Below are 15,092 nucleotides of genomic sequence, written 5' to 3' on the forward strand. Positions count from 1 at the left end.
TTCCGTACTCAGAAGGTCGCATAATGTATCGACTGAAACACCGCGCCGCAGTCGGTTAAATTCTTGGAAAATGCCCTAGCGACAGAGCGTGAGTGAGCTCACTGGTTTAGTGGCTTAGCTCCGCCCCCCGGCCTTTTTGACTACTCTTTCGGCAGAGCGTACCGAAGCACATGGAGGTCTTCGTCTTCGACCGAAATCTCCAGCACCTGATTGACGAGATCATCGTCATTGTCGAGTTCGATCAATGCCTGCTCGAACAGCTCGATCTGCATGTCGAGGTCCATACCGGGCGGACCGTTAAGGCAGATCAGCCCGGCATGGATAGCGACGTCGGCGTATTGCCCTTTGGTGCCTGGCTTGTCTTTTGATCCGCGGAAATCGACCGAATTCTTCGTGACAAACGTCCAGTCGCCCTCAAGAATAATTGGCTTAAGCTCCCAATCCTTCAGGCCGCCCAATTTCATCCAGACGACATGGCTTGTTTCGCCGTGGCCTTTTTCGATTGCCATTTTTGCCAGTTCAGGACTGAGACACTCATCGATCAGATACTTCATCCCGTTTTCCTGCGACGGGGGACGCGACGATCTGTGATGATGACCGAGCCTTCGGGAAGGTCGCCGAAGGCGCGGGGCCGGCCGCGCAAGGGGTTCGCTTCGGCATAGATTGAAGCGAGCCTTATCTTCTCCGCGTCCAAGCTCGGCCAAGTTTCCAGAATACGCTCGGTTGAATGACCGGCGGCCTGCGATGCGGCAACATCGTAGACCGGAACGCGGCTGCCGCGCACGACAGGTGTGCCGCCAAGAATGTCGGGAGAGGACGTGACGATCTCTCGCGCCGCGGCAAGGTCGTCCAGCCGTTCGCTCGCACCTCTCATAAAGGGCATAAGATCGATCGTCAGGAACTCGTGGTGCACAGTCCAGTCCTCGCGCAACAAAGCCGGCCAAGGGAGCGTGCGCGCTCTTGCTAGTCGATCCTCTGCCGTCCGGATGGCAAACAGTCGTTCTTCCGAGGTGAGACGGCGGGCGCTTTCGAAATAGAAGGAGATGAGCGAGCAGGCCCCAGCCAGGATATGACGACCGTTGTCGAGCGAAACGAAGGCCTCTGGGAGAATGTGTTCGTCGATGACGCGATTGATGTCGCGTAGGCTCACGCGCGAGACAACGGCAGCCTCACTCGCCTTCAGCATTTCCGCAACTGCGGGCATGTGGGCCTCCATATTAATTCTTCCGATGTGCCGGAATATATAATCAGTAGGCAGAGATTTCAAGGCCTTGACGAGGAACGGCTAGCGCCGGCTGATAGAAATCGCGGTAGGGCATTACGGGAAAAGCAGCGCCGGTCGCAAACCACGTTCTGAATTTTCGTTACATCTCAGAGGTCCAGCAACGAAATAGGGGGCCGCAAGTTCGAATCCCTTCAACTGCTCCATAGCGGATACTGTGGTCCGTGGTTCCATCTCTTTAAGACTTGAGCTGTTGCTCACTCCCTTAAGGTGATGGCGCTGTTCCGGCGATTGTAGTGGGACTGCCGGTTGGCCGAGAGGGACGCGGCACCTTCGGTGGCAACTTTGCACCGAGCAGCTGGCGTACTAACCGGGCCATATAACCTCCGCGAATACCGGTCTAAAGTAAGCGACTTTGACAGCTATAGTGAAACGTGGCCGGATCTCATCATAACAAGGAGGTGAACATGAAACTGAAGAATATTAAGATGGATGCGGCCGCAATTGCTTTAACGCTGGGTACATTTGCGGTCGCACCTCAGCTTGCGGTAGCGGAAACGCTCCGGGTCGGGATTAATGCGCCGGATATCTCAACGCTCGATCCGACGCGAGCAACTGCAACCGCGGATGTAACGCTCGTCTCCTGGATGTTTAACGGGCTTGTGCGTTTCCCACCCGGTAGCGCGGACCCTGCCAAGATCGAACCGGATCTGGCAGAGAGCTGGACTTCTTCGCCCGATGGTTTGGTCTGGACCTTCAAGCTTCGCCCGAATGTCAAATTCCATGGCGACTACGGCACGCTGAGCTCGGAAGACGTGGTCTTCTCCTTGATGCGCGCCAAAGATCCGAAAACGTCGTCGTTCTCAAGCGATTTCTCCGGTGTAAAATCGATCGATGCAGTCGATCCGATGACGGTCAGGATTACACTGAGCGAGCCGGTACCGGGTTTTCTCGGTCTCATCGCCAATTATCATGGCGGCAATATCATCAGCAAAAAGGCGTTTGAAAAGCTCGGCGCGGATTTCAAGAGTCGGCCGATCGGGACCGGGCCTTTCATGTTCGAAAGCGCGATCACGCAGCAGGCCGTCAAGCTGAAGGCTTTTCCCGGATATTTCAGGGGCGCGCCGAAGCTCGACGGTATCAGGTTCGACCTCATCCCGACCGACTCCAGCCGCGAGCTGGCGTTCCGTTCCGGCGAGCTCGATCTCATTTACGGCAAGCGCGAACAGCGGTGGGTAGACCAGGCAAAGGCGTGGGATGGTGCGGTCGTCGATATTTTCGCACCCGGCGAATATCGCACCGTATTCCTCAACAAGTCTCGTCCGCCTCTGGACAATGTGAAGGTCCGTCAGGCGGTTGCGCAAGCCATCAATGTCGACCAGATCGTGCAGTTCGTCGGCGCCGGCGTTGGCCCGAAAGGGTGTTCGGTCGTTCCCTCCGGCTATCTAGGAGAGGATTGCAGCTGGACCTATAAATACGATCCCGCCGCTTCGAAGAAACTGCTTGCGGAGGCCGGGTTCCCCAAGGGTGTGCAGCTTTCGGCTGTCGTGTCCTCGAATTCGTCACAGCTCCCGATCATGGAAGTCATCCAGGCCCAACTGGCCGAGGCAGGCATCGATCTGCAGATGAAGGTGGTCGATCATCCGACATACCAGGAACAGATCCGCAAGGACCTGGGCGACGTCGTGTTTTACGGCGCTGCGCGATATCCGGTAGCGGATAGTTATCTCAGTCAGTTCTACCATTCGGATGCTGCGATCGGAAAACCGACCGCTGTTACGAACTTCGGCCATTGCGATGCGGCCGATGCCGAAATCACCGCGGCGCGGCGGGCAACCTCGGATGACGAGCGGCTGAAGCAGTGGTCGGCCGCCCAGAAGAAGATCTTCGAGCAGGTGTGCGGGGTCCCGCTTTTCAGCCTGATGCAGGTCTGGGTACACAGCAAGGCGCTCGATTATGGCTATGAATTGAAGGGCTCGCTCAATCTCGCTCCGCCGATCACCGAAAAGACGACGCTGAAACGCTGAACGATCAAACTCCCCTGTCTGGCCTTGGCCTGGGCGTCCGCATCCGTGCGGATGGCACAGTCCGGGGCCGTTTTTGTCATGGAGCGATCGTCGTACTCAGTGCCGCGGAATGTGCGGCGGCTACGAAATCGGCGACGAGGCTGCTGTTGCGGGCGCGAACCGGCCGGACGATCTCGTATTCGAACGCAATTTCAGGAACGAAGCGACGGATGGCCACCCGGTCGGCGACAATTTCCATGGAGAGGGGATCGCCGATTGTCACACCGAGCCCGGCGGCTACAAATTCGGCGACATTCGGTGCTGTCGTCGCTTCAATAACGATCCTGGGCCGTAGGCCATGAGCGTCAAACGCTGCATCCACTTTCCTGCGCATCATGCTTGTTGGGCCGAAGGCGATGAATGGTTCGTCTGCAAAGTCGAGCGGGGTCAATTCCTTCTTCTCGCAAAGGCGGTGTCCTTTCGGGAGTATCGCCACCGCCGGCGGGCTTTTGAGAGCTTCACCCACGACGGAGGGATGTTCCAGCCCGCTGATGACCATCACCACGTCGAGCCGACGGAGGAGGACAGCCTCGGTCAGGAACTGCGAACTCCTTGCTTCGACTGACACGAAGACATCGGGGTGACGGGCTCGAAACAATTTGAGAACCCTGGTTATGAACGGCCCGGATAGCGCCGGCATCGTTCCTATGACCAACTGCCCGTGTTCTTCGCGGCGGATGGCCTCCACTGCGCGCGCAAGCTGATGAACTCCACCGAAGATGCGTTCGACCTCTTCGTAGAGCCGCATTCCGCGGCCTGTCGGCACCAGCCGGCCGCTGTCGCGTTCAAAGAGCTGCAGTCCGGTGTCGGCCTCCAAATCCTGGATGAGCTTGCTCGCGGCCGGTTGCGAGATGCGCAGGATATCTGATGCCCTGCTCACCGTACCGGCCTCGACCACGGCCATCAGCGCCTCCAGTTGCCTCAAGCTGGGATTTCTCACTGGTATAACCCTCACGAATACAATGGCAAAATAAGCGACTTTGACTTTCTACCTCTAGGCGCTGATTGTGACAAGAAAGAAGGGGAGAAACGACTTGAACGCAGACGTCATCATTATCGGCGCGGGCGTGGTCGGCGCGGCACTGGCATATGGAATGGCGCTGAAAGGCAAGCGCGTCGTTGTTCTGGACGGAGCGGATCGCGACCCGCGTGCTGCCCGGGCAAATTTCGGCCTGGTCTGGGTTCAGGGCAAGGGGTCCGACGCGCCCGCCTATAGCGCGTTGACCCGCCAGAGCTCGGATCTCTGGCCCGTATTCAGGAATGAACTTTCGACGGTCGCTGCCGATCGCGTGGACTATGAACGGCCCGGAGGGCTGGTCTACTGTCTGAGCGAAACCGAGTATGCGAACCGGGCCGCCATCAACGAACGAACCCATAATCAAGGTGCGCAGGCCGACACGGAAATGATCGAGCGCGGTGCGCTGGAGCGCATGCTGCCTGCGGTGGGCTTGGGTCCCGATGTCGTTGGTGCGAGCTACTGCAAGCTCGATGGCCATGTGAACCCGCTGCAGCTTCTGGCGGCTTTGCACCGCGCGATCATGCTTCTCGGGGGAAAGATCGAATTTCGCAGTCCGGTTAAAGGGATTGTACCGGTCTCCCACGGGTTCCGCGTGATCGTACCGCATGGTGAGTTGCAGGCGCCGCGCGTCGTTGTTGCCGCGGGGCTTGCAACGCCGGCGCTGACCGAGCCGCTTGGATTGGCCATGCCGATGAAATCGGAGCGGGGGCAGATCCTTGTCACGGAGCGGATTGCACCCATCCTGCCTTTTCCCGGCAGCGGCTTGAGGCAGAGTGCCGACGGCACGGTGATGATCGGCGCGACGAACGAGAAGATTGCCGATACGAGCGTCACGGCGGCGTCGGCAACCAAACTGGCGCAAAGGGCGACGCGGATCATCCCGGCACTCGGGTCGGCCCGGCTTGTCAGGCAGTGGGCGGGTCTGCGTGTCCTTCCACTCGACAAGACACCGATCTATGCGGAATCGGCGGACTATCCGGGTCTCTTCGCGGCAGCCTGTCATTCAGGCGTGACGCTTGCTGCGGTCCATGCCGCTGTCATCGCGCCGGCCATGGCCGGCGGTCATCTGCCCGAGGATCTGGCAGCTTTTTCCAATGGAAGATTCAATGTTCAAAAGTGTGCATGAAAAGCCTGGAAAGGCTTCGGACATGATCGTCCGCGTCAATGGCGTCGAAATCGGCGCCTGGAATGGCGAGACGGTGGCGAGCGTATTGCTGCGTGCTCCTGGAGCCGGACGAGGATCGACAGTCAGCCGAACACCCCGCTTGCCCTATTGTCAGATGGGCGTCTGTTTCGAGTGTCTGGTGACCGTCGATGGCAACGCCTCGATGCAGGGCTGTCTCGTTCCGGTGGCGCCGGGCATGAGAATCGAAAGCCAGCACGGGCCGCGGGAGATCTCGAAATGAAATACGATGTGGTGGTGATTGGCGCTGGGCCCGCCGGCATGTCGGCTGCAATCCGGCTCCGGAAAAACGGTTCGTCCGTTGCGGTGATCGACGAGCAACCCGCACCGGGCGGCCAGATCTGGCGCGGCGTTGAGCGCAATTCCGGGCCGGTAGCCGAGGCTTTGGGTACTGATTATCGCAAGGGAGACGCGCTGGTGCAGGCCTTTCGTGCCTGCGGCGCCGATTATATGCCCGAGACCCAGGTCTGGCAGATCGAAGAAGGATGGAACCTGTTCCTGACGTCAGGAGGAAATGCCCGTCGCATCGGCGCGCGCGTCGTTCTGCTCGCGAATGGCGCCCAGGAAAGGCCGGTACCTTTCCCGGGCTGGACGCTTCCCGGCGTGATGACGGTCGGGGCGGCGCAAATCCTGCTCAAGTCCGGAGGGATGCTGCCGCAAGGCGACGTATGGATTGCAGGCGCCGGGCCGCTGCCGCTGCTTTATGCGACCCAGCTCCTCGGTCTCAAAGGACGTATCGCAGGTTTCCTCGATACGTCGCGCAAGCCGGGTCTCGCGGCTCTGACCAAGCTTACTGGTGCGTGGCGCGATATTCCCGGCTTGTTGAAGGGAGCACGCTGGCTTCGCGATTTGCGCAAGAGCGGCAAGATGGTGCGCGGTTTCCATGACCTCCGCGCTGGGGGCGATGGGCGGCTGCAATATCTGGAATGGCAGTCGGCGGGCGAGCGACGCAAGGTGAAGGCCGACATTCTCCTCGTACATGAGGGCGTGGTGCCACGCATCCATGAGACCATGGCGCTCGGATGCGCCCATGAATGGAATGAGCTGCAGAACTATTTCACTCCGCAGCTCGACGGATGGGGCGAATCCAGCAAGGCTGGACTGTTCGTTGCAGGCGACGCTGGCGGCATTGGTGGTTGGCTGGCAGCGACGCTGTCCGGCGAAATCGCGGGACTTGGGATCGCCAAGCATCTCGATGCTTCCTTCGATGCGGAAGGTGAACGGCATAAAGCCGGTCTGGACAAGCGCCTTGCGAGCGCGCGTGCGTTGCGCCCGTTTCTCGACGCGCTCTATCCGCCGCCGACGGCCAGCATTGCAGACGAGGTGATTGTCTGTCGCTGCGAAGAGGTGACTGCTGCGCAGATCCGTTCCGTCGCGAAGGTCAGCGCGCCGGATCCCAATGCGGTGAAGGCTGCGACCCGTTGCGGAATGGGACCCTGCCAAGGCCGGCAATGCGGCTATTCGGTTCAGGCGCTGGTCGCGGAAGCGCACGGAATCCCGCCTCGCGACGTCAGCTTCTTCAACATTCGCCCACCGCTCAAGCCTGTGACGCTCGGCGAGATCGCGGCGCTCGGTGATCTGGAAGACGTATTATGAATGCGGATCTTCTGGTCATCGGCGGAGGGCTGCATGGTCTGTCGGCGGCCCTGCAGTCGGCGCGGCGCGGCGTGTCGGTCATTCTTGTGGAGAGGCATTTTCTCGGCCGGCATGCTTCAGGCGCGACTGCCGCAGGGGTCCGCACGCTCGGCCGGGATCCGGCTGAACTGCCACTCAGCCTAGAGGCTGCCGGGACCTGGCACGAGATGAACGAGCTTGTGGGCGACGACTGCGGTTTTATCGCCTGCGGGCAGTTGCAGGTCGCGGAGGACGAGGTTGCGCTGGCCAAGATCCAGGCCCGCATTCGTGGTCTGGAAGCCAAGGGCTTTACGCACGAGACGGTCATCGGCGGCGATGAGATGCGGGAACTTGTGCCCGATCTTTCACCTCATTGTCTTGGTGGCGCCTGGGTCGCCGTCGATGGTTCAGCCGACCCGCACCGCACGATCATCGCCTTCCGCGATGCCGCGTTGCGCGCGGGCGTGAAGATCGTCGAACAATGCCTGCTCACCGGCCTGCAACGCCGGGCCGGCCGATGGATCGCGGAGACATCAGTCGGCGTCATCGAGGCGGGAACCGTCGTCAATGCCGGCGGGGCCTGGGCAGACCGGGTCGCAGAGCTGGCCGGAGAGCCTGTCCGCCAATCCATTCGCACCTCGATGATGGTGGTGACGGAGCGCACGCAGGCGCGCGTCAAGCCGGTCGTCAGTTCGCTCGGGAGAAAGCTCTCCTTCAAGCAGACCGCTCAAGGGACGATGGTGATCGGCGGTGGATCGCAGGGCCGGCTTGCCAGTGACCGGCAGTCGGCGAGCGTCGATTTCGTGGCGCTGGCAGCATCGGTCGGCGCCGCTGTGCGTCTGTTTCCTGCGCTGAAGGGCTTGCGTATCGTTCGGACCTGGGCTGGCATGGAGGCCATGACGGAGGACCACCTGCCGGTCATAGGGTTCTCGCGCAAGGCGACCGGCCTCGTTCATGCCTTCGGATTTTCCGGCCATGGTTTCCAGCTTGTACCCTCGGTTGGCAGGGTGGTTGCCGATCTCGTCTGCGAAGGCCGGACCAATCTCGACCTCGGCGCCTTTGACGTCGAACGCCTTGCCAAGGAAAGGGCAGTTGCATGATCGGCTATGTGATACGGAGACTTCTCCTGGCCATTCCAACATTGCTTGCAATGCTGACCATGGTCTTCATCCTGGTCCGGCTCGTTCCGGGCGATGCCGCCGTAGCCATGCTGGGCGATCGGGCAAGCGCACAGACACTGCAGAACCTTCGGGCGCAGCTCGGTCTCGATCAGCCCATTCCGGTTCAGTATGTGCGCTTTGTCACCGACATGCTCAGCGGTGATTTCGGTCGCTCGATGACGAGTGGGCGCACGGTTCTGGAAGAAGTGGCGCTGGTCCTTCCCTATACGCTGGAACTGGCGCTGGCTGCGATGTTGATCGGGACACTCCTCGGCATTCCGCTCGGCGTCGTGGCGGCGGTCAGGCGCAATCGGTGGCCGGACTATGTCAGCCGGATCCTGTCTCTCGTCGGCCTGTCCTTCCCGGGCTTCGTCTCCGGCATATTGATGCTCCTCGCCTTCGCCGTCTGGCTGCAATGGCTTCCGGTCATGAGCAGGGCCTCCACAGATCCGCTTAGCCATCTGCGCAGCCTTGCTCTTCCGGCCCTCAATCTCGGGCTGATCATGACGGCCTATATCGCGCGGGTGACCCGTTCATCAATGCTGGATGTGATGGGTGAGGACTACATCCGGACTGCGCGGGCCAAGGGGGTAAAGCCGAGGAAGCTCATCATGCGGCATGCTCTCGGCAATGCCCTGATCCCCATCGTGACGGTGGTCGGACTGTATTTCGGCACGTTGATCGGCAATTCCGTGCTGACCGAGATCGTCTTCACGAGGCCCGGTCTCGGCAAGCTGATCCTCGGCGCCCTCCAGTCGCGCGACTACACCCTTCTTCAGGGTTTGATGGTGGTCTTCGCAACATTCGTGATCCTCGTGAATACCGCAACCGACCTGATCTACGCTCTCGTCGATCCCAGAGTGAGTTATGCGCAATGACCGACTTTGCCATTTCCCAAAGCATGCCGGCCAGGCAATCCAGCCCTGTCTTGAGGGCTCTCCGCCGCAATCGTTTCGCCTGGATCGGTATCGGGTTGCTTGCCTTGATCGTTCTTGTAGCGATCTTTGCCCCGGTCATCGCGCCCTATGACCCGCTCAAGCAAAACATCCTTCATCGCCTGAGCCCGCCGTCATCGGATTTCTGGTTCGGTACCGACAGTTACGGTCGCGACGTTCTCTCGCGTCTGCTCTATGGCGCACGGATCTCGCTTTCCATCGGCTTTCTGTCCGTGCTGATCGCCATGGTTGTCGGATCGGCGCTCGGAATCCTGGCCGGTTATATCGGCGGAGTCTTCGACCAGATCGTCATGGGCATCGTCGACGTGATGCTTTCCTTCCCGACGCTTCTGCTCGGCCTGATGGTCGCCGCCATGCTGGGTGCGAGTTTCGAAAATCTCATCATCGCCATCGCGATTACCGAGACGGCACCGTTCGCACGTGTTGCAAGGGCACCGACGATCGCCATGAAGCGCCGTGACTTTGTCGAGGCCGGCAGGTCACTGGGTTATACGCCCCTGCACATCATGCGGGTGCATATTCTCCCCAACATCCTGTCGGACATCGTTGTCGTGGCGTCTCTCTGGATGGCATCGGCGATCCGTACCGAAGCTTCGCTGGCCTTTATCGGTCTCGGCGTCCTTCCACCGACCGCGACTTGGGGCGGGATGATCCGCGAAGGATTCGACAATATCCGGAGCGCATGGTGGCTGGTTGTCTTCCCGTCGCTCGCCATTCTTCTGACGGTGCTTGCACTGAACATTCTTGGTGATGCGCTCCGCGATGCGATCGATCCCAAAACAAGGAGCCAGGGATGAACCTGATCAGCGAAAGCCCGATGCACTATTCTGGCCAGGAAGCAGGGTTCACCGCACCGGCTCGCGAACCGGTCCTGTCGGTTCGCAACCTCAATACTTCCTTCAGGACCGGCGACGGATGGAAGAACGTGGTCCGCAACATCTCGTTCGATATTGCCGCGCGGGAGACGGTTGCGATCGTCGGCGAGTCCGGTTCCGGCAAGAGCGTGACCTCGCTTTCGATCATGCGACTGCTGTCCGTGGAATCGAGCCGGATCGAAGGGCAGGTTATGCTCAATGGCCGCGACCTGCTTTCGCTGCGGGAAGAGGAAATGCGCCGCGTTCGCGGCAATGACATTTCGATGATCTTCCAGGAGCCGATGACCTCGCTCAACCCGATTTTTTCGGTCGGAAAGCAGATTGCCGAGGCGCTCACCGTCCACACGGACATTACCGAGGCCGCGGCAAAAGCGGAGGCTATCCGGCTGCTCGAAAAGGTCCGCATTCCAAATGCTGCAAGCCGTTTCGACGAATATCCACATCAGTTCTCCGGGGGCATGCGCCAGCGCGTCATGATCGCCATGGCTTTGGCTTCCAGGCCCAAGGTGCTGATCGCCGACGAGCCCACCACGGCGCTCGATGTGACGATCCAGGGGCAGATTCTCGATCTGATAAAGACGCTTCAGGACGAAGAGGGCATGGCGGTGCTCTTCATCACGCATGATATGGGCGTGGTGGCCGAGGTTGCCGATCGTACCATCGTTTTGTATCGCGGCGATGCGGTAGAGGCCGGCAAGACCGAGGACATCTTCCATCGTGGTCAACATCCCTATACCCGCGCGCTGCTGTCGGCGGTACCGAAGCTGGGTTCGATGGGTGGACGCGACCTGCCGCTTCGCTTTCCCACCGTTGATATGACGACGGGGCAGCAGGTTCCCTTGGCAAAGGTATCCGACACTGTCGCACGCGCGAAGAGACCGATCCTCGAAGTCAAGGACCTGACGACCCGCTTCCATATCCGGTCCGGCGCGTTCGGCCGAAAGACAGGAGCGGTGCATGCGGTCGAGAATGTTTCGTTCGAACTCTTCGAAGGCGAGACGCTGTCGATCGTGGGGGAATCAGGCTGCGGCAAATCGACGACCGGGCGCTCGATCACGCGGCTCATCACGCCGACCGGTGGCAAGGTCACGGTCGACGGCCAGGACGTCATGAAGCTCAGCCAGTCGGCGCTTCGGGCGATGCGCCGATCCATCCAGATGATCTTCCAAGACCCCTATGCGTCGCTCAACCCACGCATGAGCATCGGCGCCGCAATCATGGAGCCCGTTCTCCAGCACCGTCTCGGAACTAAGAGCGAGGCCCGTGACAAGGCTGCGATGCTTCTGGAAAAAGTGGGCCTGTCAGCCGATATGATGGCACGCTTCCCGCATGAATTTTCAGGTGGCCAGCGCCAGCGTATCGCCATTGCCCGCGCGCTGATGCTTGACCCGAAGGTGATCGTTGCAGACGAGGCGGTGTCGGCACTCGATGTCTCGATCAAGGCGCAGGTCTGCAATCTGCTTCTGGATCTCCAGCAGAGCCTCAATCTCGCATTCCTGTTCATCAGCCATGACATGGCGGTCGTGGAACGGGTCAGCCACCGCGTCGCAGTCATGTATCTCGGCGAGATCGTCGAAATCGGCCCGCGCGCGGCGGTCTTCGACAACCCCCAGCACGACTACACCAGGAAGCTGATAGCAGCCGTGCCGGTGCCAGACCCGGCACGGCGCAGGATCAAACGCAACATGGTCGTCGATGAACTGAAGAGCCCTGTCCGGCCCGTCGGATACCAGCCAGCGGTGCGGCAGTATCGTGAAGCCTCGCCCGGTCATCTCTATCGGGTCGATTGAAGTCTCTGGACACGCGATGGTCCGGTTGATCGGGCCGGAAATCGAAGGCCGCTTCGGCCTCCTTGCCAGGCTGAGTAAAAAGGAAAATCACGATGCGTGTAGGTATTGCCGGAGCCGGCGCTATCGCCATGGGATATGCGGCATTTCTTTCCGGGAATGGGCATGCGGCATGGCTGTGGTCTCCTTCGGGAAATGGTACGAAGGAACTTCGCGAAGGCAAGGCCCTGCAGGTGTCGGGAGCCATTGAAGGAGAGTTCCATCCTCAGGTGGCTGAGGGAGCCGCGGATCTGGTGAAGTTCGATGTCATCCTCCTGGCCTTGCCCGCCTATGGCTACCGGCGCGTTCTGGACGAACTCGTAGACTATCTGGAAGCCCGCCATACCGTCGTCATCAGCGCGCATCTCTCATTCGCCGCGCTCTATCTTGCGAAGAAGTTGAGCGAGCGTGGGCTTCAGATTCCGATCGCTGTCTGGAACACGACACTGCTGACGGCCAAGGCGCAATCGAGACTGCATGTCAGGGTCGGCGCAATCCGTTCGAAGGTCGATATGGCGGTCGTGCCTGTTCGGAGCGCGGATAGTGCTTACAAGATATGTGCCGAGGTTTTCGGCGACAGGTTCCTGCTCAAGGACGACCTGCTGACGATCGCACTCAGCAATCTCAATCCGCAAAACCACATGGGTATTGCGCTCTGCAATCTGACGCGGATTGAGCGGGGAGAGACGTGGGGTCAAAACTCCAACATGACACCTGCCGTCGCGAGATTGTTGGAGCGGTTGGACCAGGAACGGATCGCCATCGCCTCGGCATTCGGCAAGACGGTGCGCACCATCCTCGATCATTCGGCCTTGTCGCACGGCGCTTCGGGAGACTCCGTGGCGGAAATCTACGCCAATCTGGCAGCCAGCGGCAAAGATCCGCAAGGCCCCAAGAATATCAACACACGCTATGTCCTCGAAGACGTGCCCTTCGGTCTCATGCCGATGCTGCATCTCGCGCGAATTTCCGGGGCAAGCGCGCGGCTTCATGAGTGCGGGGTTGAGTTGCTTGAGACGTGCTACGGGCGCGATTTCGCCGCGGAAAACGATATCCTCGGCGAACTTGGAGCCTTGGACAGCGACCGGCTCCGGCGGCTGGTCGTGGAAGGTTACCCTGCCCGCTCTTCGGCTAATGGGACCGGGAAAGAAGCTGCATCACAATGAGCGGGACATCTGACGAGGTGAATGACGGTTTCCATCAAAACAGCAACCTGGCGCACGTTGTATCTTATATCGATACAGCGCGCCGGCAGCCGGTGGGGGATCTTCCCCGTCAGGCCGCTTTAAGATGCATTCTCGATCTCCTCGGCGCCGCCGCCTCGGGGATCAACCAGCCCGGCGTGCTTGCGGCTCGAAAGACGGCTTTGGCAACAATGGCCGCCGGTGACGTGCCAATCTGGTTTTCCGGTACGACCAGTTCGGTTGTCGGTGCAGCCTGGGCAAACAGTGCCGCGGCGGCAGCGCTGGACCTGGACGACGGGCATCGACTGGCGCGCGGTCATCCGGGCGCGGCGGTCATTCCCACAGCACTTGCCATCGCCAGTGAGACGGACGCCTCGCTGGAAGATACCCTTCGTGCAATCATCATAGGCTACGAGGTCGGCGTCACCATCGGTGCCGCGCGCACCACTTACGGCAATACCGGGACGTGGTCGTCCTACGCTGTGGTCGCCACGGCAGCCGTTCTGCACGGCACCGCGCCCGAGATACTGGCGCATGCCCTGGCGATCGCCGGCGAAAGTTCACCCAACCAGTTGTTTGCCAGCGCCCCGGTGCCTCGAAATCCGGCTCCCGAAGCGAGCGATGTGAAAGAAGGCATACCGTGGTCGGTGGTCACGGGGCTGGTCGCCTTGAGCCTCGCCGAAGCGGGACATACGGGACCGCGCAATATCCTCGACAGCACGCGACATTACCGGTTTTCCGAGGATCTCCGGCTCGGCGTCAATCCGCATATCTGCAATACCTATTTCAAACTCTACGCATGCTGCCGTCACATACACGCGCCGCTTGACGCCTTGCTTCAAGTTGTAGGTCGGTATTCGATCGATCCGCGTGCAATCGACGCCATCGAGGTCGAGAGCACCAGCGGTGCATTGCGCATCTCGAACCGGGATAACCCGACAAATCTTGTCGATGTGCAATACAGCATCCCGTATTGCCTTGCGCTTGTGACCCTTCAGGGGTCTCAAGCACTTCTGCCGCTTACACCAGCAGTCCTGGGGCAAAGCGCAGTCGTCGATGTGGCCCGAAAAGTCACACTGTCAGTGAACGCGGATTTCGATGCGCGGTTTCCTACCGAAACATTGGCTCGGGTCACGGTGACGGTGAGGGGGCGGCATTTTGTTTCGGATGTTTCCGCTCCGAAAGGGGAGGCAAGTGATCCCCTGTCGTCGGCAGAACTCGAGGCCAAGTTCCGCGCCGCGACGCGCTTTTCCCTGACCGCGGATCATCAGGACAGAATTCTGGCAGCGATGAACAAAGCCTGTGCGGGCGACATTTCACACTTGATGCCAAGCATCAAGTGTAAGCGCGAATTTCCCCGCACCTTTTGTGATTGAGTGAAGAAATCGGACGGCGGCATCGTCATCTGTGAACGTGTGAGGATGGACTTTTTACTTGAGCGATCTGCAGGATTCGCCTTCAAATATCAGGTAAATGTTGTAGATGTTTTCGGGCACGTATGCTCTCCTGGTCACGGTCACTCTGGCAGGTTAAGGACTGCGACATTCTCAGCGCCGAAAAGCTTTATAGCTCCCTGCAATGCGTCGTCTGGAAGGGTTTGGGTTGCTAAAACAGCGAGCCGCACTTTGGGCCTAGATATAGCGACGTAGAACAGGTTTCGGGCTCTGTAATACCCTTTTGCGTTTTTCGCGTTGAGTGCCTGGGTATGGATGAGTTCGAGCAGTCGGGGCCAGTTGTAATGGTTCCATCCGCCTCCAAGAATGACCACCACATTCTCGAATTCGGCCCCCTTGACGCTATGCTGGGTCGCGAACGTTGTGTCCCCGTCCAGAAACTTCACAAGTTCGATAACTTCTGTGTAACGAACCTCGCGAAGCTGCCTGTGGCGAGTGGTTGAGGACGACACGTCGTCGGCTGAATCGTCGCCGTCCTCCGCAGCTAGGTCCTGATTTTCGGCGGCTTCCTCTTGGGCTACAACGGCGGCAAGC

Annotated in this window: 13 protein-coding genes and 1 pseudogene; 10 read left to right on the forward strand and 4 right to left on the reverse strand. The window is 60.0% G+C overall.

Annotated features, from left to right (window positions below):
- Positions 1-140: 140 nt before the first annotated feature.
- Complete coding sequence (locus AC6CIG_RS29385) at positions 141-554, reverse strand: DUF5615 family PIN-like protein (protein ID WP_027991992.1); 414 nt, start codon at positions 552-554, stop codon at positions 141-143.
- A complete protein-coding gene (locus tag AC6CIG_RS29390) occupies positions 551-1,216 on the reverse strand; it encodes a DUF433 domain-containing protein (RefSeq protein ID WP_155251006.1) in 666 nt (221 codons plus the stop codon). The genes AC6CIG_RS29385 and AC6CIG_RS29390 overlap by 4 nt, the downstream gene beginning before the upstream one ends.
- A 473-nt stretch (positions 1,217-1,689) precedes the next feature.
- Here AC6CIG_RS29390 and AC6CIG_RS29395 point away from each other — a divergent pair, with 473 nt between their 5' ends.
- Positions 1,690-3,249 carry an ABC transporter substrate-binding protein gene (locus AC6CIG_RS29395; RefSeq protein ID WP_498324352.1) on the forward strand — a complete coding sequence of 520 codons (1,560 nt, stop codon included), beginning with the start codon at positions 1,690-1,692 and terminating at the stop codon, positions 3,247-3,249.
- A gap of 76 nt (positions 3,250-3,325) precedes the next feature.
- Here the strand turns inward: AC6CIG_RS29395 and AC6CIG_RS29400 are convergent, their stop codons facing one another.
- Positions 3,326-4,243 carry a LysR substrate-binding domain-containing protein gene (locus tag AC6CIG_RS29400; protein WP_498324353.1) on the reverse strand — a complete coding sequence of 306 codons (918 nt, stop codon included), beginning with the start codon at positions 4,241-4,243 and terminating at the stop codon, positions 3,326-3,328.
- A 79-nt stretch (positions 4,244-4,322) separates the two neighbouring features.
- Between AC6CIG_RS29400 and AC6CIG_RS29405 the strand changes: the two genes are divergently transcribed.
- The 9 genes from AC6CIG_RS29405 to AC6CIG_RS29445 all read left to right on the forward strand — a co-directional run bounded on the left by AC6CIG_RS29405 (position 4,323) and on the right by AC6CIG_RS29445 (position 14,480).
- Entirely contained in the window at positions 4,323-5,432 is a 1,110-nt protein-coding gene (locus AC6CIG_RS29405; protein ID WP_498324354.1) for an NAD(P)/FAD-dependent oxidoreductase, read from the forward strand.
- Positions 5,413-5,712, forward strand: coding sequence for a (2Fe-2S)-binding protein (locus AC6CIG_RS29410; RefSeq protein ID WP_411926839.1), 300 nt, complete (start codon positions 5,413-5,415; stop codon positions 5,710-5,712). Before AC6CIG_RS29405 ends, AC6CIG_RS29410 begins: the two co-directional genes overlap by 20 nt.
- Entirely contained in the window at positions 5,709-7,085 is a 1,377-nt protein-coding gene (locus AC6CIG_RS29415; protein ID WP_498324355.1) for an FAD-dependent oxidoreductase, read from the forward strand. Before AC6CIG_RS29410 ends, AC6CIG_RS29415 begins: the two co-directional genes overlap by 4 nt.
- Positions 7,082-8,203 carry an NAD(P)/FAD-dependent oxidoreductase gene (locus AC6CIG_RS29420; RefSeq protein WP_498324356.1) on the forward strand — a complete coding sequence of 374 codons (1,122 nt, stop codon included), beginning with the start codon at positions 7,082-7,084 and terminating at the stop codon, positions 8,201-8,203. Before AC6CIG_RS29415 ends, AC6CIG_RS29420 begins: the two co-directional genes overlap by 4 nt.
- Positions 8,200-9,141, forward strand: coding sequence for an ABC transporter permease (locus AC6CIG_RS29425; protein WP_498324357.1), 942 nt, complete (start codon positions 8,200-8,202; stop codon positions 9,139-9,141). Before AC6CIG_RS29420 ends, AC6CIG_RS29425 begins: the two co-directional genes overlap by 4 nt.
- A complete protein-coding gene (locus tag AC6CIG_RS29430) occupies positions 9,138-10,016 on the forward strand; it encodes an ABC transporter permease (protein WP_498324358.1) in 879 nt (292 codons plus the stop codon). Before AC6CIG_RS29425 ends, AC6CIG_RS29430 begins: the two co-directional genes overlap by 4 nt.
- Before the next feature lie 20 nt (positions 10,017-10,036).
- Complete coding sequence (locus tag AC6CIG_RS29435) at positions 10,037-11,884, forward strand: ABC transporter ATP-binding protein (RefSeq protein ID WP_498324361.1); 1,848 nt, start codon at positions 10,037-10,039, stop codon at positions 11,882-11,884.
- Between the two features lie 92 nt (positions 11,885-11,976).
- Positions 11,977-13,086 (forward strand): NAD/NADP octopine/nopaline dehydrogenase family protein, encoded by a 1,110-nt coding sequence (locus tag AC6CIG_RS29440; protein WP_498324359.1) that lies wholly within the window; start codon positions 11,977-11,979, stop codon positions 13,084-13,086.
- A complete protein-coding gene (locus AC6CIG_RS29445) occupies positions 13,083-14,480 on the forward strand; it encodes an MmgE/PrpD family protein (protein WP_498324360.1) in 1,398 nt (465 codons plus the stop codon). The genes AC6CIG_RS29440 and AC6CIG_RS29445 overlap by 4 nt, the downstream gene beginning before the upstream one ends.
- Positions 14,481-14,620: 140 nt before the next feature.
- Here the strand turns inward: AC6CIG_RS29445 and AC6CIG_RS29450 are convergent.
- Positions 14,621-15,092 (reverse strand): annotated as a pseudogene (locus AC6CIG_RS29450) (hypothetical protein); the annotation flags it as partial.

The sequence above is a fragment of the Sinorhizobium sp. GQ132 genome, assembly GCF_059758575.1.

Bases quoted from the DNA above. Each gene is read 5' to 3' on its own strand.
- AC6CIG_RS29385 (WP_027991992.1), bottom strand. From the start codon at position 554: ATGAAGTATCTGATCGATGAGTGTCTCAGTCCTGAACTGGCAAAAATG.
- AC6CIG_RS29390 (WP_155251006.1), bottom strand. From the start codon at position 1,216: ATGGAGGCCCACATGCCCGCAGTTGCGGAAATGCTGAAGGCGAGTGAG.
- AC6CIG_RS29395 (WP_498324352.1), top strand. From the start codon at position 1,690: ATGAAACTGAAGAATATTAAGATGGATGCGGCCGCAATTGCTTTAACG.
- AC6CIG_RS29410 (WP_411926839.1), top strand. From the start codon at position 5,413: ATGTTCAAAAGTGTGCATGAAAAGCCTGGAAAGGCTTCGGACATGATC.
- AC6CIG_RS29415 (WP_498324355.1), top strand. From the start codon at position 5,709: ATGAAATACGATGTGGTGGTGATTGGCGCTGGGCCCGCCGGCATGTCG.
- AC6CIG_RS29420 (WP_498324356.1), top strand. From the start codon at position 7,082: ATGAATGCGGATCTTCTGGTCATCGGCGGAGGGCTGCATGGTCTGTCG.
- AC6CIG_RS29425 (WP_498324357.1), top strand. From the start codon at position 8,200: ATGATCGGCTATGTGATACGGAGACTTCTCCTGGCCATTCCAACATTG.
- AC6CIG_RS29430 (WP_498324358.1), top strand. From the start codon at position 9,138: ATGACCGACTTTGCCATTTCCCAAAGCATGCCGGCCAGGCAATCCAGC.
- AC6CIG_RS29435 (WP_498324361.1), top strand. From the start codon at position 10,037: ATGCACTATTCTGGCCAGGAAGCAGGGTTCACCGCACCGGCTCGCGAA.
- AC6CIG_RS29440 (WP_498324359.1), top strand. From the start codon at position 11,977: ATGCGTGTAGGTATTGCCGGAGCCGGCGCTATCGCCATGGGATATGCG.
- AC6CIG_RS29445 (WP_498324360.1), top strand. From the start codon at position 13,083: ATGAGCGGGACATCTGACGAGGTGAATGACGGTTTCCATCAAAACAGC.